The following is a 26166-nucleotide window of genomic DNA, read 5'->3' on the forward strand; positions in this document are numbered from 1 at the left end:
GGCCCTCCTCACGCCCGCCCGGTCACGCCCGTCCGGCGATGCGGTTGATGCGGTCGATGGCACGCTCGAATCCTCGGGTCAGGTCGTCGACGACGGCCTGGACGCTGCGGGTGGTGTTCATCCGGCCGACGATCTGGCCGACCGGAGTGCCGAGCAGCGGCTCCACCTCGTACTTCTGGATGCGGGAGACGGCCTCGGCGACCAGCAGCCCCTGGAGCGGCATGGGCAGCGGATCCGGCCCGTCCGGGTCCTCCCAGGCGTCCGTCCACGCGGTGCGCAGCTGGCGGGCGGGTTTACCGGTGAGGGCACGGGAGCGCACGGTGTCACCGGACCCGGCCGCGAGCAGTTTGCGGGTGAGGGCGGCGGAGTGCAGTCCGGCCTCCTCGGTGGTGAGCCAGACCGAGCCCAGCCAGACGCCCTGGGCGCCGAGCGCCAGCCCGGCGGCGGCCTGTTCACCGCTGCCGATGCCGCCGGCGGCGAGCACGGGCAGCGGGTCCACGGCGTTCACCACCTCGGGGGTGAGCACCATGGTGGTGATCTCGCCGGTGTGGCCGCCCGCCTCGTAGCCCTGGGCGACGACCACGTCGAGCCCCGCCTCCTGGTGGTGGCGGGCGTGGCGGGCGCTGCCCGCGAGCGCGGCCACCAGGACGCCGTGGTCATGGGCGCGGCCGATGACGTCGGCGGGTGGTGAACCGAGCGCGTTCGCCAGCAGTTTGACGGGATAGTCGAACGCCACGTCGAGCTGGCTGCGCGCCACCTTCTCCAGCCAGCCGGTGATCCGCCAGCCGGACGCCTCGCCCTCGGGCAGCTCCGGCACCCCGTGTCCGGCCAGGGTGTCCGCCACGAACCGGCGGTGGCCCTCGGGGATCATCGCCTCGATATCGGCCTCGGTCACCCCCTCCACCTGGCGGGCGGGCATCACCACGTCCAGGCCGTACGGCAGCCCGTCGGTGTGCGCCTCCACCCAGTCCAGATCGCGGGCCAGGTCCTCGGCCGCGCCGTACCGCACCGCGCCGAGCACGCCGAAGCCACCGGCCCGGGTGATCGCCGCGGCGACGGCGGGGAACGGCGTGAAGCCGAAGATGGCGTGTTCCACGCCCAGCCGTGTGCTCAGCTCCGTCCTCATGGGCGGCAGGATGCCGCAGGGATCCGGACGAGGGAAGAGCTTTTCTGACGGAACGTCAGATTAATTGCCCGGGTTCACCGGTCACCGGCGCTGAGGCATGCCCCCTGCCTCACACGCACCGCTCCCTGCTGCCATGCCGCGTCCCCTCGCGGGGGGCTTCGGCGGGGGCCGGCCGGTGGGGGTCGGGCGCCGAGGGGCGGCGGCCGAGCTGTTCCAGACAGTGGGTCTCGTCGGCGCGGCTGGCCACCGTGTCGGGGTGGTCGGGGCCCAGCACCCGGGCCCGGACCCGGGCGACCCGGCGGTATCCGGCCAGCGCGTCCCACCAGCGGCCGAGCCAGCCGAGCGCCACGGCCACCTCCCGCTCGCTGACCAGGGTGTCCGGATGGTCCGCGCCGAGCGCGCGCTCGCGCAGGGCGCACACCTCGCGCGCCTCGGCGAGCGCCTCCGGCCAGCGGTCCAGCCGACCGAGGTTGACGCCGAGCCCGTGCCGGGCGCGCAGGGTCTCCGGATGCGACGGACCCTGGGCGCGGGTGCGGTCGGCGACGAGGGCCCGGTAGACCACCAGCGCTTCCGGGGCGCGGTGCAGCCGCCCGAGGCTGATGCCGACCTCGTAGCGGGCGGCGAAGGTGTCCGGGTGGTCCGGGCCGAGCGACCGCGCGCGGGCAGCGGCCACCTCGCGGTAGCCGCTGAGCGCCTCCTCCCAGCGGTCCAGCCGCCCGAGGGCGTACGCCACCTCGGAGCGGGTGACCAGGGTGTCGGGGTGCTCGGCGCCCAGCACCCTGGCGCGCACGGCGGCCACCTCGCACGCCATTCGGTGGGCGTCCTGATGGCGGCCCAGACGGCCGAGGTTGAACGCGAGGTTGTGGCGGCAGCGCAGGGTGTCGGGATGCTCGGCCCCCATGGTCCGCTCACGGGTGGCGAGCACGGCGGTGTAGATCCGGTGGGCCTCGGTGTGATGGCCGAGGCGGCCGAGGGAGAACGCGGTCTCCTGCCGGGCGGCGAGCGTATCGGGATGGCCGGGGCCCAGCACCCGCTCGCGGGCCGTCGCGACCTCGGCGTACCTGCGCAGCGCCGCACCGGGGCGGTCCAGGCGCCCCAGGGCGAAGGCGATCTCGTAGCGGCTGGCCAGAGTGTCGGGGTGGTCGGGGCCGAGCAGCCGCTCGCGCTCCGCGGCGACCGCGCCGTGCAGCTCGGCCGCCTCCTGCCAGCGGCCGAGGCGGCCCAGGCGCAGTCCGGACTGGTGGCGCTCACCGAGCCGTTCGGCCTCCGGCCCGTACCCGGAAGCGGACGCGGGCCCGTACCCGGACGCGGACGCGGAGGGACCGGGCGGGACGGGCGGTGGGACGGCACGGGGGCCGGTCCAGGCGCCGGTGAGCGCGGCGGGGGGTTCCTGCGGGGTGGGCCGTACCGTGTCCGGGCCGCCCGCCCGGGAGCCGGTGGTCATCCTCTCGGCCCAGGCCGGAAGCCGGGGCCCCGGCACCCGGACGACCCCGACCCCGGCTTCGGCCCCGGCCAGCGGGAAGCGGACGGTCCGCGCCACCGCGATCCGCTCGGCGAGGTCGGAGGCGTCGCGCGGGCGGCGCTCCGGGGTCTTGGCGAGCAGATCGAGCACCACCCGCTCGAACCGCTCGGGCACTTCGGGGCGGTGACGTCTGAGCGGGGCGGGCGGGGTGTCCCGGTGGCCGACCAGGATCGCCCAGGCGTCACCGAGGTCGAACGGCGGTGCCCCGGTGGCCAGTTCGTAGAGCACACAGCCCAGCGAGTACAGATCGCTGCGGTGATCGACGGCGCCGCCCACGATCTGCTCCGGCGACATGTAGTGCGGGGTGCCCATGGCCACACCGGTCCCGGTGAGCCGGGAGCTGAGCTCGGCGTCATGGCCGGGGCGGGCGATGCCGAAGTCGCAGAGCTTCACACTGCCGTCGGCGAGCCGCATGATGTTGGCCGGTTTCAGATCGCGGTGCACGATGCCCTGTTGATGGGTGTAGGCGAGGGCGGCCGCGACCTGACCCGCGATATCCAGCACATCCGGCACCGGCAGCGGATGGTGCTTGTTGTCCTCCAGCAACTGGCTGAGGTCGCGTCCCTCGAGCAACTCCATGACCAGGAAGAGCACACCCTCGTCCTCGCCGAAGTCATGCACCACGGTCACCCCGCGGTGCTGGAGCGCCGCGGCGACCCGCGCCTCGCGCCGGAAGCGCTCACGCAGCACATCGCTGATCGCCCGATCGTGCTGCGGCCCCAGCGGTTTGAGGCATTTGACGGCGACGCGACGGCCGAGCGCTTCGTCCCGCGCCCGCCACACCTCGCCCATTCCCCCGCGCCCGATCAAGTCGACCAGTCGGTACCGGTCCTTGATCAGCCTGGTGTCCGCCATTCTCCCCCTGCCTTCGGCGGAAGGTGCTCCCCTCCACCGCCCCCGTGAATGCCGCCCCCGTGGATACCGGCCGCGCCTCTCGCCGCGCCCGGCCCGGCCGCACTGTCCAGTATGGCCGCGTTTCTGCGGAGTTTGTAGGGCGAGGGGCGGGTGCCGGGTCCGAGTCGCTCCATGGCGCGCAGGATGTGTTTGGGCGGAAGCTGCCAGCGCACCCTGGGCGGAATGCAGCGCAGCGCCCTTCCCATCGCCCTCAGCCGCCGGGTGACGACGGCGGGCGCGGGGGCGGGACGGCCGTACAGGGCGTGGGCGTACGAGGGCAAGGAGGCATAGGCCAGCGCGGCGAAGCGCCCCCAGATCGCCTCACGCGCCGGGACCAGCAGAGCATGAACCGGAGGTCTGCGCAGAAAGGCGTCCACCTCACGCGCCTCGGGCGTGGCCGCGAGACGGGGGCGCACCGCGGCGAAGTAGGCGGCCAGTTCACCGGTGTCGGCGGGGACGGCGGCGGGGTCGAGGCCGACCAGCCGGGCCGCCTCGGTGTTCTCGGCGACGTAGGCGTCCGCCTGCGCGTCGGTGAGCGGATAGCCGGAACGCCGCACCACATGGAGGTAGGAGTCGATCGCGGCGCAGTGCACCCACAGCAGCAGATCCGGTTCGTCGACACCGTACCGGGCACCGTCGGCCGGGTCGGTCAGGGAGAGCCTGCGGTGGATACCCCGGACCCGGGCCCCGGCGCGCTCGGCGGCCTCGGTGGTGCCGTAGGTGAGGGTGGCGACGAAACGTGCGGTGCGGATCAGCCGTCCCCAGGCGTCCTCGCGGAAGTCCGAGTTCTGGGTGACCCCGCGCACCGCGAGCGGATGCAGCGCCTGGAGGTACAGCGCACGCACCCCCGCGATCCACATCACCGGGTCACCGTGCATCTGCCAGGTGACCGACCGCGGACCGTAGAGCCCCGCGTCGGTGCCGCGGACGCCGTGGGAGCCGGACACCGGGGCCGCCATGACCACCACCTCCTGCGACCAGGCTATCCGCGGCCCGCCGGGACGGATCCGGGCCCCCGGGCGGGCGGGTCACCGCCGTACGCGCGGCATGCCCAGCCCGATCCAGGAGATGATCTCCCGCTGCACCTCGTTGTTGCCGCCGCCGAAGGTGAAGACCACGCTGCTGCGGTAGCCGCGTTCCAGTTCGCCGTGGAGCACGGCGCCCGCCGAGCCCTCCTTGAGCGGGCCCGCCGCGCCGACGACCTCCATCAGCCAGGCGTAGGCGTCGCGGCGCGCCTCGGAGCCGTACACCTTGACGGCGGAGGCGTCCTGCGGGGTCAGGGTCTCGCGCTGGAGGGCGTCCACCATCTGCCAGTTGAGCAGCTTCATGGCGTCCAGCCGGGCGTGGGTACGGGCCAGCCGGGCGCGGACCCAGCCGAGGTCGATCACCCGGCGGCCGTCGGTGAGTTTGGTGTCGGCGGCCCAGCGCTGGACGCCGCGCAGGGCACGGATGGCCATGGTGCCGTGGGCGGCGAGGGTGACGCGTTCGTAGTTGAGCTGGGTGGTGATCATGCGCCAGCCCTCGTTCTCCCCGCCGACCCGGCGGTCCACCGGCACCCGGATGTTCTCGTAGTAGCTGGAGGTGGTGTCGTGCGAGGCGAGGGTGGTGATGGGGGTGCAGGAGTAGCCGGGGTCGCCGGTCGGCACCAACAGGATGCTGATGCCCTTGTGGGGTTTGGCCTCGGGGTCGGTGCGGACGGCGAGCCAGACCCAGTCGGCGGTGTCCCCGTTGGTGGTCCAGGTCTTCTGCCCGTTGACGACGTAGCTGTCGCCCTCGCGCACCGCGCGGGTCTTCAGCGAGGCGAGGTCGGTCCCGGCGTCGGGTTCGCTGTAGCCGATCGCGAAGTCGATCTCGCCGGAGAGGATCTTCGGCAGGAAGTACGCCTTCTGCTCCTCGGTGCCGTAGCGCATCAGCGTGGGCCCGACGGTGTTCAGCGCCATCAGGGGCAGCGGTACGCCCGCCTGGGCCGCCTCGTCGAAGAAGATGAACTGCTCGAGCGGGCCGAGGCCGCGTCCGCCGTACTCCTTGGGCCAGCCGACGCCCAGCCAGCGGTCGGTGCCCAGCCGCCGGATGGTCTCGCGGTAGAACCGCTTCTGCCCGGCGGGGTCCGCGTAGCGGGCATAGGCGTTGTCGGGGACCAGCTCGGTGAAGTAGGTCCGGAGTTCGGCGCGCAACCGCCGCTGCTCAGGGGTGAATTCGAGGTCCACGGCCCCTCCTGGAGTCTCACGTGCGCCGCGACGGCGGCCTGGGAGCGTCCTGGGATCGAGGGGCACGGTAGAACGTGTTCCACCAATACGGAAGGGGCCGGGACCGGAAGATCCGACGCCCCGTCAGTTCGCTGCCGACCGGCCGGCGGGAGCGCGGCCCGGCCGGTGGCGGCGCACACCTGCCCCGTCGGCCGCCGCGGGCTGCGCAGCGACTCCGGCACCGCCGGTGGCCCGTGGTCGGCCCGGCCCCGGCCGGACCGGTACGGCCCAAGTGCCCGACGGGGCCTCCACCGGCGCGGGGCCGGTGCGCTCGACGGAGCCGCGTCCGGCTCCGGGCCCGGCCCTGCCGCGTACCCGGGCCCCGAGCCCGGCCCCTGCCGCGCGATACGGCCCGACCGGCCCGGGGCCGGCACCCCCGCCTCCGTCGGTGGCCCGTCGTCAGCCCCGGCCCCTGCCCGGGGATACGGCCCACGTGCCCGACGGGGTCCCGGCCGGGGCGGGGCCGGTCTCCCCCGGCGGGGCCTGCTCCGGGCCCGGGCCCGGCTCTGCCTCAGAGCCGGTCTCCGGGCCCGGGCCCGGCTCCGGCGCGCCCGCTTCGCCCTGCGGGTCCTCGGACCGCTGCGGGGCGGGGGCGGGGGCGGAGGCGGCGGGGCGGTGTTCGGTGTGGAGCGGCTGGCCCGGGCGCCAGGTGCGCAGCACCAGTTCGGAGCCCTCCACCGAGGTGTGCACCACCTCGGACACCGCGGCGCGGAAGAGGTGGAACGGCCCGGGCGGCCGGACCGCCTCCGTGTAACGGGCGAGCACCTCGGGGTCGGTCACCTCGACCGCCCGTCCGCTGACCCGTACGTCAACGTCGGCCATTCCCTCCTGCGGACCGGGGCTGGCCTGGAGCGAGAACCGGGGATCGTGGCGCAGATCCAGCCCCTTGCGCGACTCCGGCGTCATCGCCAGCCACAGCTCTCCGTCGCCGAAGGACACGTCGAGCGGGGTCAGCCGCGGGGCGCCGTCCTTGCCCGCCGCGGCCAGCACAGGGTGGGGGTACCGCCCGAAGCGGTCCTGGGCGGCGGTGGCGAACCCGGGCTCCTCCGATTGGAATCGGGACCAGTTGGCGGTGGGGTCCGTCGTCATACCGCCCATGGTCCCGGGCTTGCCGGAGGTCTCCTGTCCGGACTTCCGGGCCTCCAGCTCCCGCGCCTGCTCCACCGGCAGATGGGCGTTCCACTCGGTGCCCGCCAGTGGATAGGCGACCCAGTCACGGGCGTAGGACGGCGGACGGCCGCCCTTGCGCTTGGTGAGCACGGCGGTGGGTTCATGGGCGGCCCGGCGCACCAGCGCGGCGGGGGTGGTGGACTCGTTGTTGCCGCTGGTCTGCGCGGAAGAGCAGCCCGCGTGGTACGCGACGGGCAGCGCGCGGTCGCCGATCACCAGGCAGGGCGGCCGCAGCCCCAGCCGGGCCAGCGCTCCGGCCGCCGTGCGGTAGCGCCCGGTGACGGTGTCGGACTGGCTCGCGGCATGGCTGAGGACCGCGTACTGGCTGGTGAGCTGGAGGGTGATGACCACCCCGAGCGCGACGGCCATGTGCTGGGGCGACTTCGCCGCGCGCACCGCGCGGAACACCAGCCCGGCGATGGGCAGCGCGAGCAGGGCGTAGGAGGGCATCAGGAAGCGCGGTGCGGCGTAGTCGATCAGCAGCAGATAGGGCACGGCGAGCGCGCCCGCGCAGATGACGGGCAGCAGGGTGGACGGCAGCCCGGGGACGCGGCGTGGATCGGGCCGCCCGAGGCCGACGCGGACGCGGTTGCGCCGCTGGTGACGGTCGCGCAGCGCGGCGACGACGGCGGCGGCGGTGAGCAGCGGGAGCGCGAGCCACCAGAGGGTCAGCTCCGGGTGGCGCAGCGGCACTTCACAGGGGCGGCAGAGCTGTGGTCCGTTGAGGCTGCGCAGGGCGGCGCTGACGGCGAAGTGCAGACCCATACCGCCCTCGACGTCGCTGGAGACGTTCAGCCGCTGGCTGATGCCGCCGAAGCGGTCGTACGCCTCGCCGATCCACTGGGCGGCGCCGAGCAGGAGTCCACCGACCACGGCGGGCAGTGCGGGCCGCCAGGTGCGGACGGCGATGGCCCCGATGAGCAGGGGCAGCCCGAGCCAGCCGCCGTCGGGGGTGCGGACGAGGGTGACGCCCGCGAGGACGGCGGCCAGCCACCAGCGGGCGCCGCGGTCGGCCGGGACCCGCAGGAACCATCCGACGGCGGCCACGGCGCCCAGCGCCACCCATAGGTTCGGCATCACCGCGGGCCCGCTGATCATCGTGATCCACAGTCCGGAGAACAGCAGCGCGGCCAGGGCGACGGTGGTCCGGGGCAGCAGCCTCGTCCAGACCCGGAAGGAGGCGTAGAGCGCGACCGCGGAAAGCACCGTCAGGAGTACCCGGAGCACCGGGATGGAGGATGTCGCGGCCACGATCGGGGCGACGAGCAGACTGATGCCGCGCGAGCGGGGAGCGCTGAAGAACGCGGGCGGATTGCGCGGGTCCACCTGGGAGACGTAGACGGACTCGTCCCAGCCCAGCGCATGCCCGGTGTGCGGGACGACCACGGCGAGCTGGACCACGGCGTATCCGAAGGCCACAAGACCGAGCCAGGGCACCCGGCGCCGGTACCGCGGCGGCTCAGGCGAATGCGGGCGTGGGCGCGCGGCAAGGGCCGCCGGTGCGGCAGTATTCTCCATGCGCGCACCATATGATGCCTATGTACCTTTTTCGGCCTATTAGGCCGTTCGGCTCAACGCCCAAGGGGTGCCATGTCAGCGCCGGATCCGTAGGCTGTTTGAGCGGTGAACAGCCCCCACCCGGCGGAGGACGGACACACCCATGAAGATGCTCATCAACGTCGCCGAATCCGTGGTCTCCGACGCCCTGCGCGGAATGGCCGCCTCCCATCCCGAGCTGGCGGTGGATATCGAGAACCGCGTGATCGTCCGACGGGACGCACCGGTCGCCGACAAGGTGGCCCTGCTCTCCGGCGGCGGCTCCGGGCACGAGCCGCTGCACGGCGGTTTCGTGGGCCCCGGGATGCTGGACGCGGCCTGTCCCGGGGAGGTCTTCACCTCACCCGTACCGGACCAGATGGTGCGCGCCGCGGCCGCCGTGGACAGCGGCAAGGGCGTGCTGTTCATCGTGAAGAACTACACCGGTGACGTCCTCAACTTCGACATGGCCGCCGAACTGGCCGAGGACGAGGGCATCCAGGTGGCCAAGGTCCTGGTCAACGACGATGTGGCGGTGACCGACAGCCTCTATACGGCGGGCCGCCGCGGCACCGGCGCCACCCTGTTCGTGGAGAAGATCGCGGGCGCCGCCGCCGAGGAGGGCATGCCGCTGGAGGGAGTGGAGGCCCTCGCCCGCCGGGTCAATGAGCTCTCCCGCAGCTTCGGAGTGGCGCTGAGCGCCTGCTCCACCCCCGCCAAGGGCGGCCCCACCTTCGACCTCCCGGCCGGTGAGCTGGAGTTGGGCGTGGGCATCCACGGCGAGCCGGGCCGTGAGCGCAGGGCCATGATGACCTCCCGCGAGATCGCCGACTACGCGGTGAACGTGGTGCTGGAGGACCTGCGCCCGGACAGCCCGGTGCTGCTCCTCGTCAACGGGATGGGCGCGACCCCGCAGCTGGAGCTGTACGGCTTCGCCGCCGAGGTGCACCGGGTGCTCGGCGAGCGCCGGGTCGCGGTGGCACGTACGCTCGTCGGCAACTACGTCACCTCACTCGACATGGCCGGGGCCTCGATCACCCTCTGCCAGGCCGACGAGGAACTGCTGCGGCTGTGGGACGCACCCGTACGGACCGCCGGACTGCGGTGGGGCTGCTGACGGGCCGGCCGGCCCCCATACGTACGCTGTCGCCGTTCGCTATCGACCGAGGAGGCGTCTGTGTCCAGCAGTGAACCCGCCGTCGAACACGTGCTCGACACCCCTTTCTTCCACCGCTGGCTCACCGCCGCGGCCGCGTCCGTGACCCGTGACGCCGCCCGGCTCACCGAGCTGGACTCCGCGATCGGCGACGCCGACCACGGCACCAATATGCAGCGTGGCTTCGCCGCCGTGGCCGAGGCGCTGGACAAGGAGCGGCCCGGCTCCCCCGGTGCCGCTCTCGTCCTGGCAGGACGCCAGCTGATCTCCAAGGTCGGCGGCGCCTCCGGCCCGCTGTACGGCACACTGCTGCGCCGGGCGGGCAAGGCGCTCGGCGACGCCGAGGAGATCACCCCCCAGCAGCTGACGGACGCCCTGCGGGCCGGGGTGGATGCGGTGGCCCAGCTCGGCGGTGCCGCCCCCGGCGACAAGACGATGCTGGACGCGCTCCTCCCCGCGGTCGAGGAACTGGCCCAGGGCGGCTCGTTCGCGGCGGCGGCCGAGGCCGCCGAGAAGGGTGCGCTGGCCACCGCGCCGATGCTGGCCCGCAAGGGCCGGGCCAGCTATCTGGGCGAGCGCAGCATCGGCCACCAGGACCCGGGCGCCGCCTCGTCGGCACTGATCGTCGCGGCCCTCACGGAGGCCGCCCGATGAGCGAGGAGACCCAGGAGAAGCGGGTCGGCATCGTGCTGGTCTCGCACAGCGCGGCGGTCGCCGAATCCATAGCGGAGATGGCGGCCGGACTGGCGGGCGGCGCCGACACCCCGGTACGCGCCGCCGGGGGAAACCCGGACGGCGGGCTGGGCACCAGCCCGGAGCTGATCACCGAGGCGGCCCACGCGGTGGACCAGGGCGCGGGGGTGGCGGTCCTGGTCGACCTGGGCAGCGCGGTGCTGGCCGTGAAGTCGCTGCTGGCCGAGGGCGACGAACTGCCGCAGGGCTCCCGGCTGGTGGACGCCCCGCTGGTGGAGGGCGCGGTCGCGGCGGTGGTCACCGCCTCCACCGGCGCGGATGTGGACGCGGTCGCGCAGGCGGCCTCGGAGGCGTACGACTACCGCAAGGTCTGAGACCGCGGGATCGGGAGAGGTCGCCCCCGGTTCGGCGCCCCCGGGGGCCACGCGGCGCCCGGGGGCGCCGACCGGCGCACGACCGGATATCACTCCGCGCCGCACCGACGACCGGCGCGCTTTTGCGCGCCGGTCTCCTTTTACCTCCCACACCCGGGGACTTCTCTCCGCTTTGAGCACCAAGGTGCCGTAACCGAAAGAACACTCTTCCGATTCTGTCGAAGATGTGACTAGAATGCGCACGTCCGAGTGGGCAGTTCGGCGGCACTCAAGGGGAATTCATGGGCGCATATCAGTGGGCCCCCTCACCGCGTTCGAGAATGTCGCGACCACGGTGGTCCAACTGTTTCCGTACGCGCCTGACCAGCGGCCACGAACAGCACGCGGCATTCCGGCCGATGACCGGCCGCCCTGGGGAATGCGGCAGGTAACAGCGCGTCCGTAACAGGGCCCGGCACCGACCGTACGGCGAACCGCCATTCGCGGATTCCGCTGGCTTCCGCATGTTTTCTTTCCGCTGCCTCGACCCCCGATTTCACATTCAGATGTGGAGGAGCCGGCCTGGTGACCACCCCCACGCTCAGCCCCGACTTCTTGGACACCGATGCCGTGCGCGGTGCGGTGGAGCGCGTACTCGAGGACTTTCTGGCCGCCAAGTCCCGTGGACCGGCACATCCCCGGCTGCCCTCGCTCTCCGGGCTGCTCGCGGAATTCCTGTCGGGCGGAAAACGGATTCGGCCGCTGCTGTGTGTCACCGGGTGGCGGGCCGTCGGCGGCGGTGGCGACCCGGGCCCGGTGTTACGCGTGGCCGCCGGTCTGGAGATGTTCCACGCCTTCGCGCTCCTCCACGACGACGTCATGGACGACAGCCCGGTCCGCCGCGGCCGTCCGACGATGCACCGCACCCTGGGCGCGCTGGGCGCCGCCCATCTGGAACCGGAGCGAATCGAGCGGTCCGGGGTCAACGGCGCGGTGCTGCTCGGCGATCTCGCCCTGCTGTGGTCGGACGAGATCCTGCACACCGCCGGTCTCACCCCGGTACAGCTGGCCGCCGTTCTGCCACCGCTGTCCACGATGCGCACCGAGGTGATGCTCGGTCAGTTCCTCGACCTCGAGGCCACCGGCGTGCTCACCGACGATGTCGAGGCCACCCTCACCGTCAACCGCTTCAAGACCGCCACGTACACCGTGCAGCGCCCGCTGCACATCGGCGCCGCCGTCGCGGGCGCCGGGCCCGAGGCCATGGACGCCCTCACCCGCTACGCCCTGCCGCTCGGCGAGGCGTTCCAGCTCCGGGACGATCTGCTGGGGGTGTACGGCACACCGGAGTCGACCGGCAAGTCCCCGCTGGACGATCTGCGCGCGGGCAAGAACACCACCCTCACCGCGCTGGCACTGCGCGCCTCCGACCCCGTCCAGGACGCCCAGCTGCGCGAACTGCTCGGCGATCCACTGCTGGACGAGAAGCAGGCGGCCATCGTCCGGGACGTCTTCGACGCCACCGGAGCCCGGGAGACGGTGGAGCGGATGATCGAGGACCGCGGAAGAGCGGCCCTGGACGCCCTGGACACCGCCCCGTTCACCCCGGACGCGGTCGCGGCGCTGCGGCGGCTGGCCCGGCTGGCCACGGTGAGGACCTCATGACCACCGACCTCCTGAAGCCCGGGCCCGCGGCCCTCGGCGCGGCCGGCCTGCGCCCGTACCGGGAGGACTGCACCCGCCGGTTCGCCGAGCTGTTCGCCGGGCGGATCGGCCACCGGCCGGTCCCCCGGGCACTGACCCCGGACGAGCTGCGCGAGGTCATCACCGCGTGCAACGCGGCCGTGGCCCCTTTGGGGGCGACCGTCTCGGACGAGCGCTGGATCTCGTATCTGGAGGTGGTGTGCCGGTCCCAGAGCACCCGCCATCTGCGGGACATGGAGGCGTTCAAGGCCGTCTGCGTGCTGAACTGCGTGACGTTCGTCTGGGACGATATGGACCCCGCCCTGCACGACTTCGAGCTGTTCCTGCCCCGGCTGCGCCGAATCTGTGAGCGCTACTACGCCGAGGAGGACGCCTGGTTCGCCTACGAGGCCGCCCGCGCCTTCGTCACCAGCGACCATATGTTCCGTGACGCCCCGCTCAAGGCCGCGCTCTGCGGCACCTCCCTGGAGCAGTACTTCCGCTTCCGGGTCACCGACGTCGGCGTCGACTTCTGGATGAGGATGTCCTATCCCGTCTACCGGCACCGGGAGTTCACCGAGCACGCCAAGACGGGTCTTGCCGCCCGGATGACCACCCGCGGACTCGCCGTCGTCAACGACTTCTACTCCTATGACCGCGAGGTCTCCCTCGGACAGATCGCCAACTGCTTCCTGCTGTGCGACGTCTCCGACCCGGCCGCCTTCGAGAAGTTCTTCCAGGACCGGCTGGACGACATCGCCGAGGACATCCGGTGCATCGGGATGTTCGACGAGATCAGCCGTGACATCCTGCTGGATCTGCTGTACGGCAACTTCCTCTGGACCGTCGGCAGCGCGCGCTACCGGGCGGCCGTGAACCACGTCAACTCGCGTATCCAGTAGGGCCCGCGCAGGAAGGACTCCGCATGAGGACCGCGCAGCGCACGGTCACCCGCGACTGGCGGGTCGCGAGGGCCCCCGGCGGGCTCCCGCTGATCGGCCACGCCGCACAACTGGCCCGGCGGCCACTGGGCTTCCTGGCCTCCCTGCCCGCCCACGGCGATCTGGTGGAACTCCGGCTGGGCCCGCAACGCGTCCACCTCCCGCTCCATCCGGAGCTGGTCCAGCGGGTGCTGCGCAACGGACGGGTCTACGACAGCGGCGGCCCGGTGAAGGGCAAGGCCCGGCAGATCCTCGGCAATGGCCTCATCACCGCCGGGCGGGCGGACCACCGACGCCAGCGGCGGCTGGTGCAGCCCGCGTTCCACACCGCCCGGATCGAGGGCTACGCCGAGGTGATGCGGCACGAGTGCGCGGCGGTGGCCGGATCGTGGACCGCGGGCCGGGCCATCGACATCGGCCGGGAGATGCAGACGCTCACCACCCGGATCACCGCCAGGGCGCTCTTCACCACCGATCTGGCGCCGCATGCCGTGGCCGAGGTCCAGCACTGTCTGCGGACCGTCGTCCAGGGCGCGTACCACCGGGCGATCGACCCCACCGGACTTGTCGCCCGGCTGCCGCTCGCGGCCAACCGCGCCTTCGAAACGGCCCTGGCCCGGCTCCACCGGCGGATCGGCCGGCTGATCGCCGACTACCGGGCCACCGGCGGCGACCGCGGCGATCTGCTGTCGGCACTGTTCGCCGCCCGGGACGAGGAGACCGGGGAGCGGCTGTCGGAGCGGGAGGTCCACGACCAGGTGCTGACCCTGCTGCTGGCCGGGATCGAGACCACGGCCGCCGCCCTGACCTGGACCTGGTTTCTGCTGGGCCGCGATCCGGCGGCGGAGGCCAGGCTGCACGCCGAGGTCGACGCGGTGGTGGGCGAGCGGACCCCGGGCCATGCCGATGTGCCCCGACTGGCCCACACCCAGCGGGTGTTCATCGAGGCGCTGCGACTGTTCCCGCCCGCCTGGATCATCACCCGCACCAGTACCGAGAGCACGGAACTGGCCGGGCGGCTGCTGCCACCCGGGTCCGATGTGCTGATCAGCCCCTACGTACTGCACCGCGACGCCCGGGTGTTCCCCCGGCCGGGGAGCTTCGACCCCGACCGCTGGCTGCCGGAGCGGGCCAAGGACCTGATGCGCGGCTCCTATCTGCCGTTCGGCGCCGGAAGCCGCAAGTGCGTCGGGGATGTCTTCGGTATGACGGAGGCGACGCTCGCGCTGGCCACCGTGGCCCGCCGCTGGCGGCTGCGCCCCGTGCCCGGCACCAGGCTCCGCCCGCGGCCGCAGATGAGTCTCACCCCCGGCCCGCTCGCGATGGTTCCGGAGCCGCGATGACAACGGGCTGACAACGGGCTGGCACCATCTCACGGGCCGCGGCGGGCCCCTGCCGCGATCCGGCTCCTTCCCCTCCCCTTTAACTCTCCGACTTCCCTTTCCGACTTCCCTCTCCGGCCATGGCAAATGGGGGCGGTTCCCCATTCCCGCGAATTCAAACATGAACCGGAGAGAATTCCCCGCTTAGTGTTAGGGTTTCCGCTCATGGGCGACCGTGTGAACAAGGCGACTCCGTTGCGCAGGGATGCGCAGCGCAATCGCGAGATGCTGATCGCAGCGGCCCGGGAAATCTACGCCGATCAGGGCGTGGACGCACCGCTCGATGACATAGCCCGGCGTGCCGGAGTCGGCAGCGCCACCCTCTACCGCCGGTTCGCCGGGCGGGCCGAGCTCATCGAAGCCGTCTTCGGCGAGTCTCTCAGGGACATACTGCGGGCCTCGCTGGAAGCCCGGCAGAGTGTCGACGCCTGGGGCGGGCTCACCGCCTACCTCGAGCGCATCTTCACCCTGCTCGTCACCGACCGGGGCACCAACGACCTGATGACCACGGCCGTCCAGGGCGTCCCCTCGCTCGACAGCCTCCGGTCGGAGCACCGCAAGACCATCAGCCTCCTCCTCCAGCGCGCCCAGAAGGAAGGGGCGGTTCGGGACGACATCACCGCCGAGGACTTCCTCTTCCTCACCATCATGCTGGGCCGTACGATCCCCGGCGCCGCGGCCGCGGCCCCCTCGGCCTGGCGTCGCTATCTGGCCATGCTCCTCGACGGGCTGCGCCCCGAGGGGGCCGGGCCCCTCCCGGCGTCGTCGCTCACCCCGGAGCAGTTCGCGACCGCCGTCAGCCATCTGGGCCGACCCCGCCGCCCCCGCCAGGGGCGCACCGACCACTAGCCGTCATGTCCGCCGGGCGCACATCCCGGCGGCGAACTGTGGTGTCCCACCACATACGCCCCTGACCTGCGCCTTCCTACGGTGTGGCGATATCGACGTCCCCGCCCACCGTTACGGAAGTGGTGTCCATGGCCGCGCCCGCTCCGCCAGCCCCCGCCCGACTGAGCCGTATCGTCGCCGCCAGCCTCATCGGCACCACCATCGAGTGGTACGACTTCTTCCTCTACGGATCGGCCGCCGCACTCGTCTTCAACAAGCTCTTCTTCCCGGACTCCGATCCGCTCGTCGGCACCCTGCTGTCGTTCCTGACCTACGCGGTCGGCTTCGCCGCGCGGCCGGTGGGAGCACTGGTCTTCGGCCACTACGGGGACCGGCTGGGGCGGAAGAGACTGCTGATCCTGAGTCTGCTGCTGATGGGCGGGGCCACCTGTGCCATCGGGCTGCTCCCGACACATGCCACGGTCGGCTCGGCCGCGCCGGTGCTGCTGACCGCGCTGCGGCTGGTCCAGGGGTTCGCGCTCGGCGGTGAGTGGGGCGGCGCGGTGCTGCTGGTGTCCGAGCACGGCGACGCGCGACGGCGCGGGTTCTGGGCGTCCTGGCCGCAGACCGGCGCGCCCGCCGGGCAGTTGCTGGCCACCGGTGTGCTCTCGGCGCTGACCGCGCTGCTGTCGGACGCCGCGTTCGAGTCCTGGGGCTGGCGGGTGCCGTTCCTGCTGTCGGGCGTGCTGGTCCTGGTCGGCTTGTGGATTCGTCTCTCTGTCGATGAATCGCCGGTCTTCCAGGCCGCGTTGGCCCAGGCGGAGGCCCGGAAGGCGGAGACCCGGAAGGCGGCTGCCCGCGAGGCGGCGGACGGGCAGCGGCCGGACGCGGCCGAGAAGCTGCCGCTGGTCGCCGTTCTGCGCGACCACTGGCGGGATGTGCTGATCGCCATGGGCGCCCGGATGGCCGAGAACATCAGCTACTACGTGATCACGGCGTTCGTACTCGTCTACGCCACCTCCGACCAGGTGGACCTGGGCAAGCAGACCGCGCTCAACGCCGTACTGATCGCGTCCGCCGTGCACTTCGCGGTGATCCCGGCGTGGGGCGCGCTGTCGGACCGGATCGGACGGCGTCCGGTGTATCTGCTGGGGGCGGCGGGCGTGGGCGCCTGGGCCTTCCCGTTCTTCCTCCTCATCGACACCCGGGAGTTCGGGGCGCTGCTGCTCGCGGTCACCGTCGGGCTGGTCTTCCACGGGGCGATGTACGCGCCGCAGGCGGCCTTCTTCTCCGAGATGTTCGCGACCCGGATGCGCTACTCGGGGGCGTCGATCGGGGCGCAGTTCTCGTCGGTCGCGGCCGGTGCCCCCGCCCCGCTCATCGCCACCGCGCTGCTGGCCGACTACGACAGCGCCACCCCCATCGCGCTGTATGTCATCGCGGCGGCGCTGGTCACGTTGGTGGCGGTGGGCGTGGCCCAGGAGACCCGGGACCGCGACCTGGCGCGGATCGAGCCGACCACACCCGGCGGACCGCGCGCCGCCCCGGGTGCGCCGGACCCCGCCGAGCGCACGCCCCGTTCGGCCCCGGCGCCGTAGGGCGGGCGTACGGACGCGGGCCCCGGCGGCTCCGGGGCCCGCGTGCGTCGCGTGCGTCGCGTGCGTCGCGTGACGCGTTCAGCGGGCCGATATCAGCCGGTGCAGCCGCAGCGCGAGCTGGATCTCCAGGGCGCGGGACGGCGACTGCCAGTCGGGGCCGAGCAGCCGCCCGACCCGTTCCAGCCGCTGGGCGACCGTGTTGACGTGGACGTGCAGCTCGTCCTTGGTCCGGGCCGGGCTCATCCCGCTCGCGTAGTACGCGTCCAGGGTGCGTACCAGGTCGGTGCCGCGGCGGGTGTCGTAGTCGAGGACCGCGCCGATGGTGCGGTGGACGAAGTCCTGGACCCGGGCGGCGTCCGGAGCGCCGTCGCGGGTACCGCCCAGCAGCAGTCCGAGGAAGCCGAAGTCCTCGGCGGCGGCGCCCTGTCCGGCCCGGCCGAGCACTCGCAGGGCGGCCAGACAGCGGCGCGCCTCGGCGTAGCCGGAGGCGACGTCGGCGGGGCGGGCGGCGGGTCCGGCCACCGGCGCGGAGGCGCCGACGGTGACCGGAGCGTGCAGCGCGGTGCCCAGTTGGCGGGCGGTCCGCCGGGCCAGCGCGTCGGCGGTGTCGCCCTCGGCCAGGGGCAGCAGCAGCACGGTGCCGCCGTCGCGGGCGGCGGCCAGACCGTGCCCGGTGGCGGCCAGATGGGAGGCGGCGGACACCAGGCGCTGCCGGTCGGCGGCCTCGTCGGCGGGCGCGTCACCGCCCGGATCCGTACCGGATGTACCGGATGTACCGGATGTACCGGATGTACCGGACGCGGCGGGCGCGGCGGGCGTGTCGAGGCCCGCGGCGAGGACCACATGGGGCGCGTCCAGATCCGCCCGCAGCCGGATGGCACGCTCGCGCAGCAGCCGCGGCTCGCGGTCGGGGGCGTCGAGCAGGTCGTCCAGCAGTTCACCGCGCACCCGCTGTTCGGCCTCGCCCGCCGAGCGCCGGGCGAGCAGGAGCAGCGAGGTGACCATCGCGGCCCGTTCCAGGGTGCGCTGGTCCACCGGGTCGAGCCCGGGATGGCCGTGCAGCACCAGCGCGCCGAGCAGTTCGCCGCCCGCGGAGACGGCGGCGATCCAGTCCTCGCCGTACCGGACCGCGTGGCCGTCGGTCCGTGACCGGTCCACGGCGGCCGCGGGCGCCCGGTCGGCCTCGGTGAACTCCACCGTCCCGCTGAGCACTTCGGCCACCGCGTCGGCGACATCGTGCACCCCGCCGCCGCGCAGCACCAGTTCGGTCAGCCGGTCATGGACGTCGGAGGCCCGCTCGATGACCCCGCTGCGGTCCCGGATGATCTCGTTGGCGGCCTCCAGCTCGGCCAGCGCCGTACGGGTCTCGGCCAGCAGATTGGCCGTGTCGATCGCCACGGCCGCGTGGGCGGCGAACGAGGCGAGCAGCGAGATCTGCTCCCGTTCGAAGACCCGGGCCCGGCGGTCGGCGGCGAACAGCACCCCGATGACACCGCTGCCGAGCAGCAGCGGCACCCCGAGGATGGCGACCAGCCCCTCGTCCTTGACCCCCGCGTCGATGGAGTGGGTGTGCTGGAAACGCGGGTCGTCGAAGTAGCTGTCGGTCACATAGGGGCGGGCGGTCTGGGCCACCAGCCCGCCGAGTCCCTCCCCCATGGCCAGCCGCAGCTGCTGGAAGCGGGCAGAGACCGAACCGTCGGTGACCCGCATATAGGTGTCCCCGGCGGTCGGGTCGTGGAGCGTCAGATAGGCGACCTCGGTACCCAGCAGCGAGCGGGCGCGCTGGACGATGGCCTGGAGCACCGCGTCCAGATCGCGCAGCCCTGCGAGGTCGTGCGCGGTCTCGAAGAGCGCGGACAGCTCGGCCTCGCGGCGGCGCCGTCCCTCCAGCTCACCGCGGACGCGGAGGGCCAGCAGCTTGGCACGCTCCAGGGCCGCCAGCCGCTCGGCCGGGGCCTTGTCGGCGCGGGCCCGCAGCACCGGGCGCTCATACGCCTCGGCGGGCGCGCCACGCGCCAGCAGTTCCAGGTACGGGTTCTCCGGCTGATCGTCGGCCATGGTCACAGGGATACTCCCGCCGGGTGCGGCCGCGCCAGCGGGTGGACGTACCGGACGGCCCTCCGGCGGCCGGGAGGGGAGCGCTGCGGACGGGAGCCCGGTGGGCGGACGTCCGCTCAGTGGGCGGTCCATCCGCCGTCCATGGTGAGCGAGGCGCCGGTGACGAAGGAGGTGTGCGGCCCGCACAGATAGGCGACGGCCTCGGCGACCTCCTCCGGTTCGACGAGCCGCTTGACCGCCGCGTCGGCGAGCAGCACCTCGCTGACCACGCGCTCCGGGGAGATCCCATGGGCCTCGGCCTGGTCGGCGATCTGCCGCTCGACCAGTGGGGTGCGCACATAGCCGGGGTTGACGCAGTTGGAGGTCACCCCGTGGGCGGCGCCCTCCAGGGCGGCCACCTTGGACAGCCCCTCGAGCCCGTGTTTGGCGGCCACATACGCCACCTTGTACGGGGAGGCGCGCAGGCCGTGCACGGAGGAGATGTTGACGATACGGCCCCAGCCCTGTCCGTACATATGCGGCAGCGCGCCCCGCACCAGCCGGAACGGGGCCTCCAGCATCACCGTGAGCACCCGGGAGAAGACCTCGGGCGGAAAGTCCTCGATGGGGCGGACGAGCTGGAGCCCGGCGTTGTTGACCAGGATGTCGCTGCCCGCGGCGGACCGTTCCGCGGCGTCGAGGTCGGTCAGGTCCAGGGCCCACGCCTCGACGGTGCCGGGCCCGGCGGGGGCGGCGGCCACCAGCCGGGCCAGCCCCTCGGCGTCCAGGTCGACGGCGCGCACGGTGGCGCCCGCGGCGGCCAGCCGGAGCGCGCACGCCCGGCCGATGCCCCCGGCGGCGCCGGTGACCAGGGCGGTACGCCCGGTCAGATCGAGAACGGCGGGTGGCGGAGCTGAGGGGGTGGCGGCGCTCATACGCGGCAGGTTAGACAGCGTCCGCGCCCGGACCGATGTGGCGGGGCCACATACTTCGGCGCCCGCCGATGGGGATCGCCCCGATCGCCCCGGTCGCCCCGATCGCTCCGGTCACTACTCCGGTCGCTCCGCGGCGACGGGCTCGAACCAGGTCGGTCCGTCACCCAGCGCCTGCTTGATCCGGGTCATGGAGAAGTCCTCCATCGGGGGCAGCGCGTCGAGCGAGAACCAGCCGACCTCGAGCGACTCGTCGTCGTTCACCCGCGCCTCGCCGCCCACCGCCCGGCAGCGGAAGCAGACATCCACGAACTGGCACTGGTCGCCGTTGGGATAGGTCACCGGAGCCAGGGTGCGGACGAGAACGATCCGCTCGGGCACACAGCGCACCGCGGTCTCCTCCCACACCTCGCGCACCACGGCTTCGGCGGGCTGTTCGCCGGGCTCGGGGATACCGCAGATGATCACCCAGCGGCCGTTGTCGGCGCGGCGGCCCAGCAGCACCCGGCCCTCGTCGTCGAAGACGACCGCGCTCACGCCCGGCAGATACAGCAGCTGTCGGCCCGCGGTGGCCCGGAGGTCACGGATGAAGTCGGGGATCGCCATGGGCCGAGGGTATCGGGCGAACGGGGGCGACGCCCCGGCGGTCACACCCCCGCGTACGGTGTCCGCTTCACCACTGACACATGGTTTCTGCGCACGATATACACATACCTCAGTACAAGCGCTACCGTTCCCGGTGTGATGGCCCGCGCCCGGTCTCCGGCCGCGGCGGCGGTGCCGTTACGACGGGGGGTCGGCGGAATGACGTCTTCAGTGCTGGGACCGGTCGTGCAGGGGCAGGAGAGACCGGCCCGCGGCAGTACATCCGATATCGCGGGCGCGGCGGTCCTGGGTGGCTGCGCCGTATGGGCACTCATCGCGTCCATGGGACGGATGGCCCGCCCCGAGGGGGTGCTGCTCGCCGTGCTGGCGGTGGCCGCCGGATACGCGTGCGGCCGGATCGCCGGATCGCTGCTGCCGGTCGCGGCCACGACGGGCGCCGCGCTCGCGGGGTTCGGTCTGGCCTGCACCACGCTGGAGGGGCTGCCCGGCCACGAGGGCGCGGCCGCCGCGCAGTGGACCCTGGCCACCGGTGCGGCCTGCTGTGCGGCCTGGGCGGCGCGGCCGGTCCTGCTGCGCTCGGCTCTCTGGCTGCTGGCCCTGGCGATCACGGTCACTGCCGTGGTGGGCGGCAAAACGGCGGGCGGGGCGGCGGCCGCCGCCGTCCTGCTGTGCGCGGTCACCGCCGCCCGGCTGCGGCACCGGCTGCTGGGTCTGGCCGGTCTGGGTCTTGTCGCCGCGGTCACCGTCGGTGGCTGCTGGGCGGTGGCGACCAACGCCGTCCCGGGCGGACTGCCGCCCGCGCTGCGGGCGCAGCTGACCGAGCACCGGGTGGGGCTGTGGCAGGACGCCGCCCGGATCGCCGGGGAGAACCCGGTACGCGGGGCGGGCCCGGACCGCTTCACCGAGCTGAGCCCCACCGCCATGGCGGCGCCGGATCCGCGGACCACCCCGCATTCGGCCCCCTTGCAGCAGGCCGCCGGTGAGGGGCTGCCGGGGGTGGCCCTGCTGGGCGCGGCCTTCGGCTGGATGCTCTACGCGCTGTGGCGCTCACCCCGGTCCACCCCGGTCGTGCTCACGGCCGCGGCGGCGCTGACGGCCCTGGCCGTCGAGGCGTCCTTGGGCAACGCGCTGAGCTTTCCGCAGGTGACGGCGGGTGCGGGACTGCTCGCCGGACTGGCCACGGCAAGCCGCGTGGACCATGCCCCGGCGCCGCCTCCGTAGCGGGTCAGGACGGGGTCAGGACGGCCGGACAGTCGCCCGGGAAGGACCAGGAGCGGGCCAGGGTGCGCACGCCGGCGGGCGTCAGACCTGTGAAGGCGGCTTCGCGATCATGCGCAGCCGCTGGCGGATCACCCACACCGCCGTCTCCGCCTCGTCCACCGTCACCGTGAAGACGCGTCCGTCCCCGAGGCGGACCACCAGGCCCTCACCGCGCCGCACCACCACCGCCGTACCCTTCTCGGGCCGCCAGCGGTAGCCCCAGCCGCCCCACTGGCAGGGCGTGACCCGGGACGCGACATCGACGTGGACCACATCGCTCAGCGGGATGCGGCGCCGTGGCAGCCCCATATGGCCGCAGCGGATCTCCAGCGTCTCCGCGTCGATCCGGACCGCCACATGGACGAAGGCGATGGTGCCGAACAGCATCAGCAGTCCGGCGGCGACACAGCCGATCACCGACATCAGCAGCGGGGCGATACCGGAGCCCCAGGGGGACGCGACGGCGAGGTCGACACCGAGCGCCAGACACGCGGCGCCCGCGGCGGCCAGCACCCACTGCACACGGTTGTGCGCACGCCCGGTCCAGACCGCGGGCGGCTCCCCGGACAGGGTCTGCTTCCCGTGCTGCTGGTGGTGGTGCCTCATAGATGGCAGGGTACTCACGTTCCGCTACCACGGCACCAGATCACACCGTTTCCGCCGGTGAGAGCGGGTTTTCGATCAGCCGCGGACTGTGCTGACGGGCGCCAGCAGCGTGCCCTCGGGGTACGCCAGCGCCTCCCGGGGCAGCTCCTCCTCGCGGCCGCTGAGCAGGACGGTGAGCCCACCGCGCGCCGGGGCGGGCCGGTCGGTCGGCAGCGGATCGGCGCCGATCCGGCGCAGTGCCTGGGCGGCGACGGCCCCGGCGGATCCGAGGAGGACGAGGGAGGGGGCGTCCGGCTGCTGCACGGCCGTCCGGATGCGGTCGGCGACCAACTCGTAGTGGGTGCAGCCGAGGACCACGGTCGTCACCTCGCGCGGGGTGCGCTCCGCGGCGACCGCCACCGCCTCGTCGATGGCGGCGGAGTCGGCGTACTGGACGGCGTCGGCGAGCCCCGGGCAGGCCACCGGGGTCACCTCGACCCCGGCCGCGAACTCCCGGATCAGGTTCTCCTGGTAAGGACTGCCGGTGGTGGCGGGCGTGGCCCAGATGGCGATCGGACCGCCCACGGCCGCCGCGGGCTTGATCGCGGGCACCGTGCCGATGACCGGCAGCGCGGGCTCCAGCTCGGCGCGCAGCGCGGGCAGCGCGTGGACGGTCGCGGTGTTGCAGGCGACGATCAGCACATCGGGGCGGTGGGCCGCGGCGGCGCGGGCACAGGCCAGCGCGTGCTCGGTGACGTCCTCGGGAGTGCGCGGCCCCCACGGCATGCCGTCGGGGTCGGAGGAGAGGACGAGATCGGCGTCGGGCCGCAGACGGTGCACCGCGGCGGCGGTGGCCAACAGGCCGAGTCCGGAGTCCATAAGCGCGATCTTCACCCGGTCACTTTAATGGATCGGTCCCGTCGGCCCGGCGTCCGGGCACCGCTTGGGGCAGACTGCGGCGGGTGAGCGAGCTGATGTGGATCGCCGCCGCGGCGCTGGCCGCTTGGCTGTGGCTGCTGCTGGGCCAGGGGTTCTTCTGGCGTACCGACGTCCGGCTGCCCCGCACCGGCCCGCCGGAGTCCAAAGCCTCCGCCGGGGAAGCGGGCTACTGGCCCTCAGTGGCCGTCGTGGTGCCCGCCCGGGACGAGTCCGCCGTGCTTCCGGTGAGCCTGCCCTCGCTGCTGGCCCAGGACTACCCGGGACCGGCCGAGATCTTCCTGATCGACGACGGGAGTTCGGACGGCACCGGCAAACTCGCCCGTGAACTGGCCGACCGGTACGGCGGACTGCCGCTGACCGTCGGCTCCCCCGGTGAACCGGCGCCCGGCTGGACCGGCAAACTGTGGGCGGTACGCCAGGGGATGGCGCTCGCCGCGGCGCGGGAGCGGGCCGGGGCCGGTGCCGCCGAGTATCTGCTGCTGACGGACGCGGATATCGCCCATGAGCCGGATTCGCTGCGGGAGCTGGTGCGGGCGGCCACCACGGCCCGGCTGGACCTGGTCTCCCAGATGGCCCGGCTGCGGGTGACGACCGGATGGGAACGGCTGATCGTGCCCGCGTTCGTCTACTTCTTCTGTCAGCTGTACCCCTTCAGGTGGGTGAACCGGAAGGGGGCGCGTACCGCGGCGGCCGCGGGCGGCTGTGTACTGCTGCGCCGGGAGGCGGCCGAGCGGGCCGGGATCCCGGAGGCGATCCGGCAGGCCGTCATCGACGATGTGGCACTGGCCCGCGCGGTCAAGCGGTCCGGCGGCGCCATCTGGCTGGGGCTGGCCGAACGGGTCGACAGCGTCCGGCCGTACCCGGGGCTCGGCGAACTCTGGCGGATGGTGGCGCGCAGCGCGTACGCCCAGCTGCGCCACAATCCGCTGCTGCTGGCGGCGACGGTCGGCGGGCTGGCGGTGGTGTACCTCGGACCGCCCGCCGCCGTCTGCGCCGGGGTGCTGACCGGGAACGCCGTCCTCCTCGCGGTGGGCGCGGCGGCGTGGGCGCTGATGGCCGGGACGTATGTGCCGATGCTGCGCTACTACCGGCAGACCCTGTGGCTGGCGCCGCTGCTGCCCCTGACGGCCTTTCTCTATCTGCTGATGACCGTGGACTCGGCGCTGCGGCACTACCGCGGGCGGGGCGCGGCCTGGAAGGGGCGCACGTACGCCCGTCCCAGCGCCGCGCCCTGACGGCGCCGCCGCCCGCGAACGGCTCATTTACGGCCGGGCGTCCAGTTCATGCCCCATCCGTAGGCGTAGTCCAGGGTGCGCTGCGGGCTGACCCCGCGCTCCGGCACCAGATAGCGGGCCTCGCGCTGGACGATGAGATCACCACCGGTGTTGGTGATCAGGGCGAGGGCGCAGACCGGGGACGGGACGGTGCACTCGTCGAGCGAGAAGTCGACGGGCGCGCCGAACTGCGGCTGGAGGGTGACCGTGGCGTTGAGGTTGGCGAAGCTGCGCGCGCCCTCGTAGATGGTCACGAAGACCAGGATGCGGCGGAACACGTCCTTGTGGTCGAGGTTGATGGTGAGGTTCTCGCCCGCCGACCGGGAGCCGGTGCGGTCGTCCGCGTCGAGGTGGATGAACGGCGGCTGGTGCAGCGAGCCGAAGGAGTTGCCGAGCGCCTGCACCACACCCTTGCTGCCGTCGGACAGCTCGAAGAGGCAGCCGAGGTCCAGGTCGAGGTCGCCGTGCATGGCGATGGCCTTGCCCAGCTTGGCGCCCCATCCCTTGAACTGCTTGTGCACCTGCCAGTTGAGGTTGACCCGCATCGCGCCGCCGGTGCCGCCCTGCTTGGTGAGCGAGACCGAGGGCGCCTCCTTGGTCAGCGTGACCTTGCGGAGGTTCACCGGCGCCCCGGGGGTCGCGGGGCCCGGAGCGGGCGGCGCCGGGGGCGCGGGCGGCGGGAAGGCCGGGGCGCCGCCGCCGGGCGGCGGGGGCGGCGGGTAGCCACCGGCAGGCGGGCCGGACGGCGGCGCGGGCGGCACCGGGGGCGCGGCGTACGGGGACGCGGGCGGGGCCGGGGGCGCCGCGGGGGCCGGGGCGGCGGCCTGCTGGGGTTCGTCGACGCTGATCCCGTAGTCGGTGGCGAGCCCCGCGAGCCCGCTGCCATAGCCCTGGCCCACGGCCCGGAACTTCCAGGTGCCCTGCCTGCGGTAGAGCTCGCCGAGGACGAAGGCCGTCTCGACGGAGGCGTCCTGGCTGTCGAAGCGGGCGAGCTCCGCACCGCCGGAGGCGTCCAGGACCCGGATGTGGAGGCCCGGCACCTGGCCGAAGCTCCCGCCGTCGGAGGAGGCCGCGAGCACCACGGTCTCGATCTCGGCCTCCACCGCGGACAGATCGACCGCGAGGCTGTCGGTCACCGTGTCCCCGGCGGTCCGCTTGCCCTCGTGGCGCACGGCGCCCGAGGAGTGGGTCGCCTGGTTGTAGAACACGAAGTCCGCGTCGGAGCGGACCTTCCCGGAGACCAGCAGCAGCGCCGAGGCGTCCACGTCCGGTACGCCCGGGCCGGTGCGCCAGCCGAGCTCGATCCGTACCGACGCCGCCGGTACCGATGTGTTGCTGCCCTTGGGCATCGACATGTCGTCCCCCTGCCTTTCCGTTCATTCAGCTCGCGGGTCAGTCTGCCCTG

The 26166-nt window shown here is 73.3% G+C and carries 21 protein-coding genes; 10 read left to right on the top strand and 11 right to left on the bottom strand.

The features are described 5' to 3' along the window. Positions 1-22: 22 nt before the first annotated feature. From AB0C66_RS33020 to AB0C66_RS33040, 5 genes are all read right to left on the bottom strand, one after another. Positions 23-1126 carry a nitronate monooxygenase family protein gene (locus AB0C66_RS33020; protein WP_362447167.1) on the bottom strand — a complete coding sequence of 368 codons (1104 nt, stop codon included), beginning with the start codon at positions 1124-1126 and terminating at the stop codon, positions 23-25. Positions 1127-1235: 109 nt separating this feature from the next. Continuing rightward, the gene (locus AB0C66_RS33025) at positions 1236-3503 is read right to left on the bottom strand and encodes a serine/threonine-protein kinase (RefSeq protein ID WP_362447170.1); all 2268 of its coding nucleotides are present in this window, start codon (positions 3501-3503) and stop codon (positions 1236-1238) included. Beyond that, entirely contained in the window at positions 3485-4501 is a 1017-nt protein-coding gene (locus tag AB0C66_RS33030; RefSeq protein ID WP_362447173.1) for an oxygenase MpaB family protein, read from the bottom strand. Before AB0C66_RS33030 ends, AB0C66_RS33025 begins: the two co-directional genes overlap by 19 nt. 69 nt (positions 4502-4570) lie before the next feature. Beyond that, positions 4571-5749, bottom strand: coding sequence for an acyl-CoA dehydrogenase family protein (locus tag AB0C66_RS33035; protein ID WP_362447176.1), 1179 nt, complete (start codon positions 5747-5749; stop codon positions 4571-4573). 438 nt (positions 5750-6187) lie between these two features. Continuing rightward, on the bottom strand, positions 6188-8476 hold the full coding sequence (locus AB0C66_RS33040) for a pyridoxamine 5'-phosphate oxidase family protein (RefSeq protein ID WP_362447179.1): 2289 nt from the start codon (positions 8474-8476) through the stop codon (positions 6188-6190). A gap of 142 nt (positions 8477-8618) precedes the next feature. On the opposite strand from AB0C66_RS33040, the gene dhaK reads away from it, so the two are divergent. The 8 genes from dhaK to AB0C66_RS33080 all read left to right on the top strand — a co-directional run bounded on the left by dhaK (position 8619) and on the right by AB0C66_RS33080 (position 17128). Further along, the gene (gene dhaK, locus AB0C66_RS33045) at positions 8619-9611 is read left to right on the top strand and encodes a dihydroxyacetone kinase subunit DhaK (protein ID WP_362447184.1); all 993 of its coding nucleotides are present in this window, start codon (positions 8619-8621) and stop codon (positions 9609-9611) included. Positions 9612-9671: 60 nt separating this feature from the next. After that, the gene (gene dhaL, locus AB0C66_RS33050) at positions 9672-10304 is read left to right on the top strand and encodes a dihydroxyacetone kinase subunit DhaL (protein ID WP_362447187.1); all 633 of its coding nucleotides are present in this window, start codon (positions 9672-9674) and stop codon (positions 10302-10304) included. After that, positions 10301-10717: a dihydroxyacetone kinase phosphoryl donor subunit DhaM gene (dhaM, locus tag AB0C66_RS33055; protein ID WP_362447190.1), complete on the top strand. Its 417-nt coding sequence runs from the start codon at positions 10301-10303 to the stop codon at positions 10715-10717. Before dhaL ends, dhaM begins: the two co-directional genes overlap by 4 nt. A 564-nt stretch (positions 10718-11281) precedes the next feature. Next, on the top strand, positions 11282-12361 hold the full coding sequence (locus AB0C66_RS33060) for a polyprenyl synthetase family protein (RefSeq protein WP_362447193.1): 1080 nt from the start codon (positions 11282-11284) through the stop codon (positions 12359-12361). Beyond that, positions 12358-13281 (top strand): terpene synthase family protein, encoded by a 924-nt coding sequence (locus AB0C66_RS33065; protein ID WP_362447196.1) that lies wholly within the window; start codon positions 12358-12360, stop codon positions 13279-13281. Before AB0C66_RS33060 ends, AB0C66_RS33065 begins: the two co-directional genes overlap by 4 nt. Before the next feature lie 23 nt (positions 13282-13304). Next, a complete protein-coding gene (locus tag AB0C66_RS33070) occupies positions 13305-14663 on the top strand; it encodes a cytochrome P450 (RefSeq protein WP_362447199.1) in 1359 nt (452 codons plus the stop codon). Positions 14664-14867: 204 nt separating this feature from the next. Next, positions 14868-15551, top strand: a complete 684-nt coding sequence (locus tag AB0C66_RS33075; protein ID WP_362447201.1) for a helix-turn-helix domain-containing protein — start codon at positions 14868-14870, stop codon at positions 15549-15551. Positions 15552-15673: 122 nt separating this feature from the next. Continuing rightward, a complete protein-coding gene (locus AB0C66_RS33080) occupies positions 15674-17128 on the top strand; it encodes an MFS transporter (protein ID WP_362447296.1) in 1455 nt (484 codons plus the stop codon). Positions 17129-17206: 78 nt separating this feature from the next. Here AB0C66_RS33080 and AB0C66_RS33085 read toward each other — a convergent pair whose 3' ends face one another. From AB0C66_RS33085 to AB0C66_RS33095, 3 genes are all read right to left on the bottom strand, one after another. Beyond that, complete coding sequence (locus tag AB0C66_RS33085; protein WP_362447204.1) at positions 17207-19186, bottom strand: GAF domain-containing protein; 1980 nt, start codon at positions 19184-19186, stop codon at positions 17207-17209. Between the two features lie 116 nt (positions 19187-19302). Beyond that, positions 19303-20100 (bottom strand): 3-hydroxybutyrate dehydrogenase, encoded by a 798-nt coding sequence (locus AB0C66_RS33090; protein ID WP_362447207.1) that lies wholly within the window; start codon positions 20098-20100, stop codon positions 19303-19305. Between the two features lie 114 nt (positions 20101-20214). Then, on the bottom strand, positions 20215-20703 hold the full coding sequence (locus AB0C66_RS33095) for an NUDIX domain-containing protein (protein ID WP_362447210.1): 489 nt from the start codon (positions 20701-20703) through the stop codon (positions 20215-20217). 198 nt (positions 20704-20901) lie between these two features. On the opposite strand from AB0C66_RS33095, the gene AB0C66_RS33100 reads away from it, so the two are divergent. After that, positions 20902-21924: an O-antigen ligase family protein gene (locus AB0C66_RS33100; RefSeq protein ID WP_362447213.1), complete on the top strand. Its 1023-nt coding sequence runs from the start codon at positions 20902-20904 to the stop codon at positions 21922-21924. Positions 21925-22005: 81 nt separating this feature from the next. Here the strand turns inward: AB0C66_RS33100 and AB0C66_RS33105 are convergent, their stop codons facing one another. Together AB0C66_RS33105 and AB0C66_RS33110 are read right to left on the bottom strand one after the other, a co-directional pair. Next, positions 22006-22569: a hypothetical protein gene (locus AB0C66_RS33105; RefSeq protein ID WP_362447216.1), complete on the bottom strand. Its 564-nt coding sequence runs from the start codon at positions 22567-22569 to the stop codon at positions 22006-22008. Between the two features lie 75 nt (positions 22570-22644). After that, entirely contained in the window at positions 22645-23442 is a 798-nt protein-coding gene (locus AB0C66_RS33110; RefSeq protein WP_362447219.1) for an aspartate/glutamate racemase family protein, read from the bottom strand. Between the two features lie 80 nt (positions 23443-23522). Between AB0C66_RS33110 and AB0C66_RS33115 the strand changes: the two genes are divergently transcribed. Further along, positions 23523-24722, top strand: a complete 1200-nt coding sequence (locus AB0C66_RS33115) for a glycosyltransferase (RefSeq protein WP_362447299.1) — start codon at positions 23523-23525, stop codon at positions 24720-24722. A gap of 23 nt (positions 24723-24745) precedes the next feature. On the opposite strand, the gene AB0C66_RS33120 is transcribed toward AB0C66_RS33115, so the two are convergent. Next, positions 24746-26110 (bottom strand): TerD family protein, encoded by a 1365-nt coding sequence (locus tag AB0C66_RS33120; RefSeq protein WP_362447302.1) that lies wholly within the window; start codon positions 26108-26110, stop codon positions 24746-24748. Positions 26111-26166: the final 56 nt, after the last annotated feature.

The organism is Streptomyces sp. NPDC048636, from assembly GCF_040650655.1.
Classification (GTDB): Bacteria; Actinomycetota; Actinomycetes; order Streptomycetales; family Streptomycetaceae; genus Streptomyces.

Bases quoted from the DNA above. Each gene is read 5' to 3' on its own strand.
- AB0C66_RS33105 (WP_362447216.1), bottom strand. From the start codon at position 22,569: ATGAGGCACCACCACCAGCAGCACGGGAAGCAGACCCTGTCCGGGGAG.
- AB0C66_RS33025 (WP_362447170.1), bottom strand. From the start codon at position 3,503: ATGGCGGACACCAGGCTGATCAAGGACCGGTACCGACTGGTCGACTTG.
- AB0C66_RS33095 (WP_362447210.1), bottom strand. From the start codon at position 20,703: ATGGCGATCCCCGACTTCATCCGTGACCTCCGGGCCACCGCGGGCCGA.
- AB0C66_RS33120 (WP_362447302.1), bottom strand. From the start codon at position 26,110: ATGCCCAAGGGCAGCAACACATCGGTACCGGCGGCGTCGGTACGGATC.
- dhaM (WP_362447190.1), top strand. From the start codon at position 10,301: ATGAGCGAGGAGACCCAGGAGAAGCGGGTCGGCATCGTGCTGGTCTCG.
- AB0C66_RS33065 (WP_362447196.1), top strand. From the start codon at position 12,358: ATGACCACCGACCTCCTGAAGCCCGGGCCCGCGGCCCTCGGCGCGGCC.
- AB0C66_RS33100 (WP_362447213.1), top strand. From the start codon at position 20,902: ATGACGTCTTCAGTGCTGGGACCGGTCGTGCAGGGGCAGGAGAGACCG.
- AB0C66_RS33020 (WP_362447167.1), bottom strand. From the start codon at position 1,126: ATGAGGACGGAGCTGAGCACACGGCTGGGCGTGGAACACGCCATCTTC.
- AB0C66_RS33075 (WP_362447201.1), top strand. From the start codon at position 14,868: ATGGGCGACCGTGTGAACAAGGCGACTCCGTTGCGCAGGGATGCGCAG.
- AB0C66_RS33040 (WP_362447179.1), bottom strand. From the start codon at position 8,476: ATGGAGAATACTGCCGCACCGGCGGCCCTTGCCGCGCGCCCACGCCCG.
- AB0C66_RS33085 (WP_362447204.1), bottom strand. From the start codon at position 19,186: ATGGCCGACGATCAGCCGGAGAACCCGTACCTGGAACTGCTGGCGCGT.
- AB0C66_RS33030 (WP_362447173.1), bottom strand. From the start codon at position 4,501: ATGGCGGCCCCGGTGTCCGGCTCCCACGGCGTCCGCGGCACCGACGCG.
- AB0C66_RS33090 (WP_362447207.1), bottom strand. From the start codon at position 20,100: ATGAGCGCCGCCACCCCCTCAGCTCCGCCACCCGCCGTTCTCGATCTG.
- dhaK (WP_362447184.1), top strand. From the start codon at position 8,619: ATGAAGATGCTCATCAACGTCGCCGAATCCGTGGTCTCCGACGCCCTG.
- AB0C66_RS33115 (WP_362447299.1), top strand. From the start codon at position 23,523: ATGTGGATCGCCGCCGCGGCGCTGGCCGCTTGGCTGTGGCTGCTGCTG.
- AB0C66_RS33070 (WP_362447199.1), top strand. From the start codon at position 13,305: ATGAGGACCGCGCAGCGCACGGTCACCCGCGACTGGCGGGTCGCGAGG.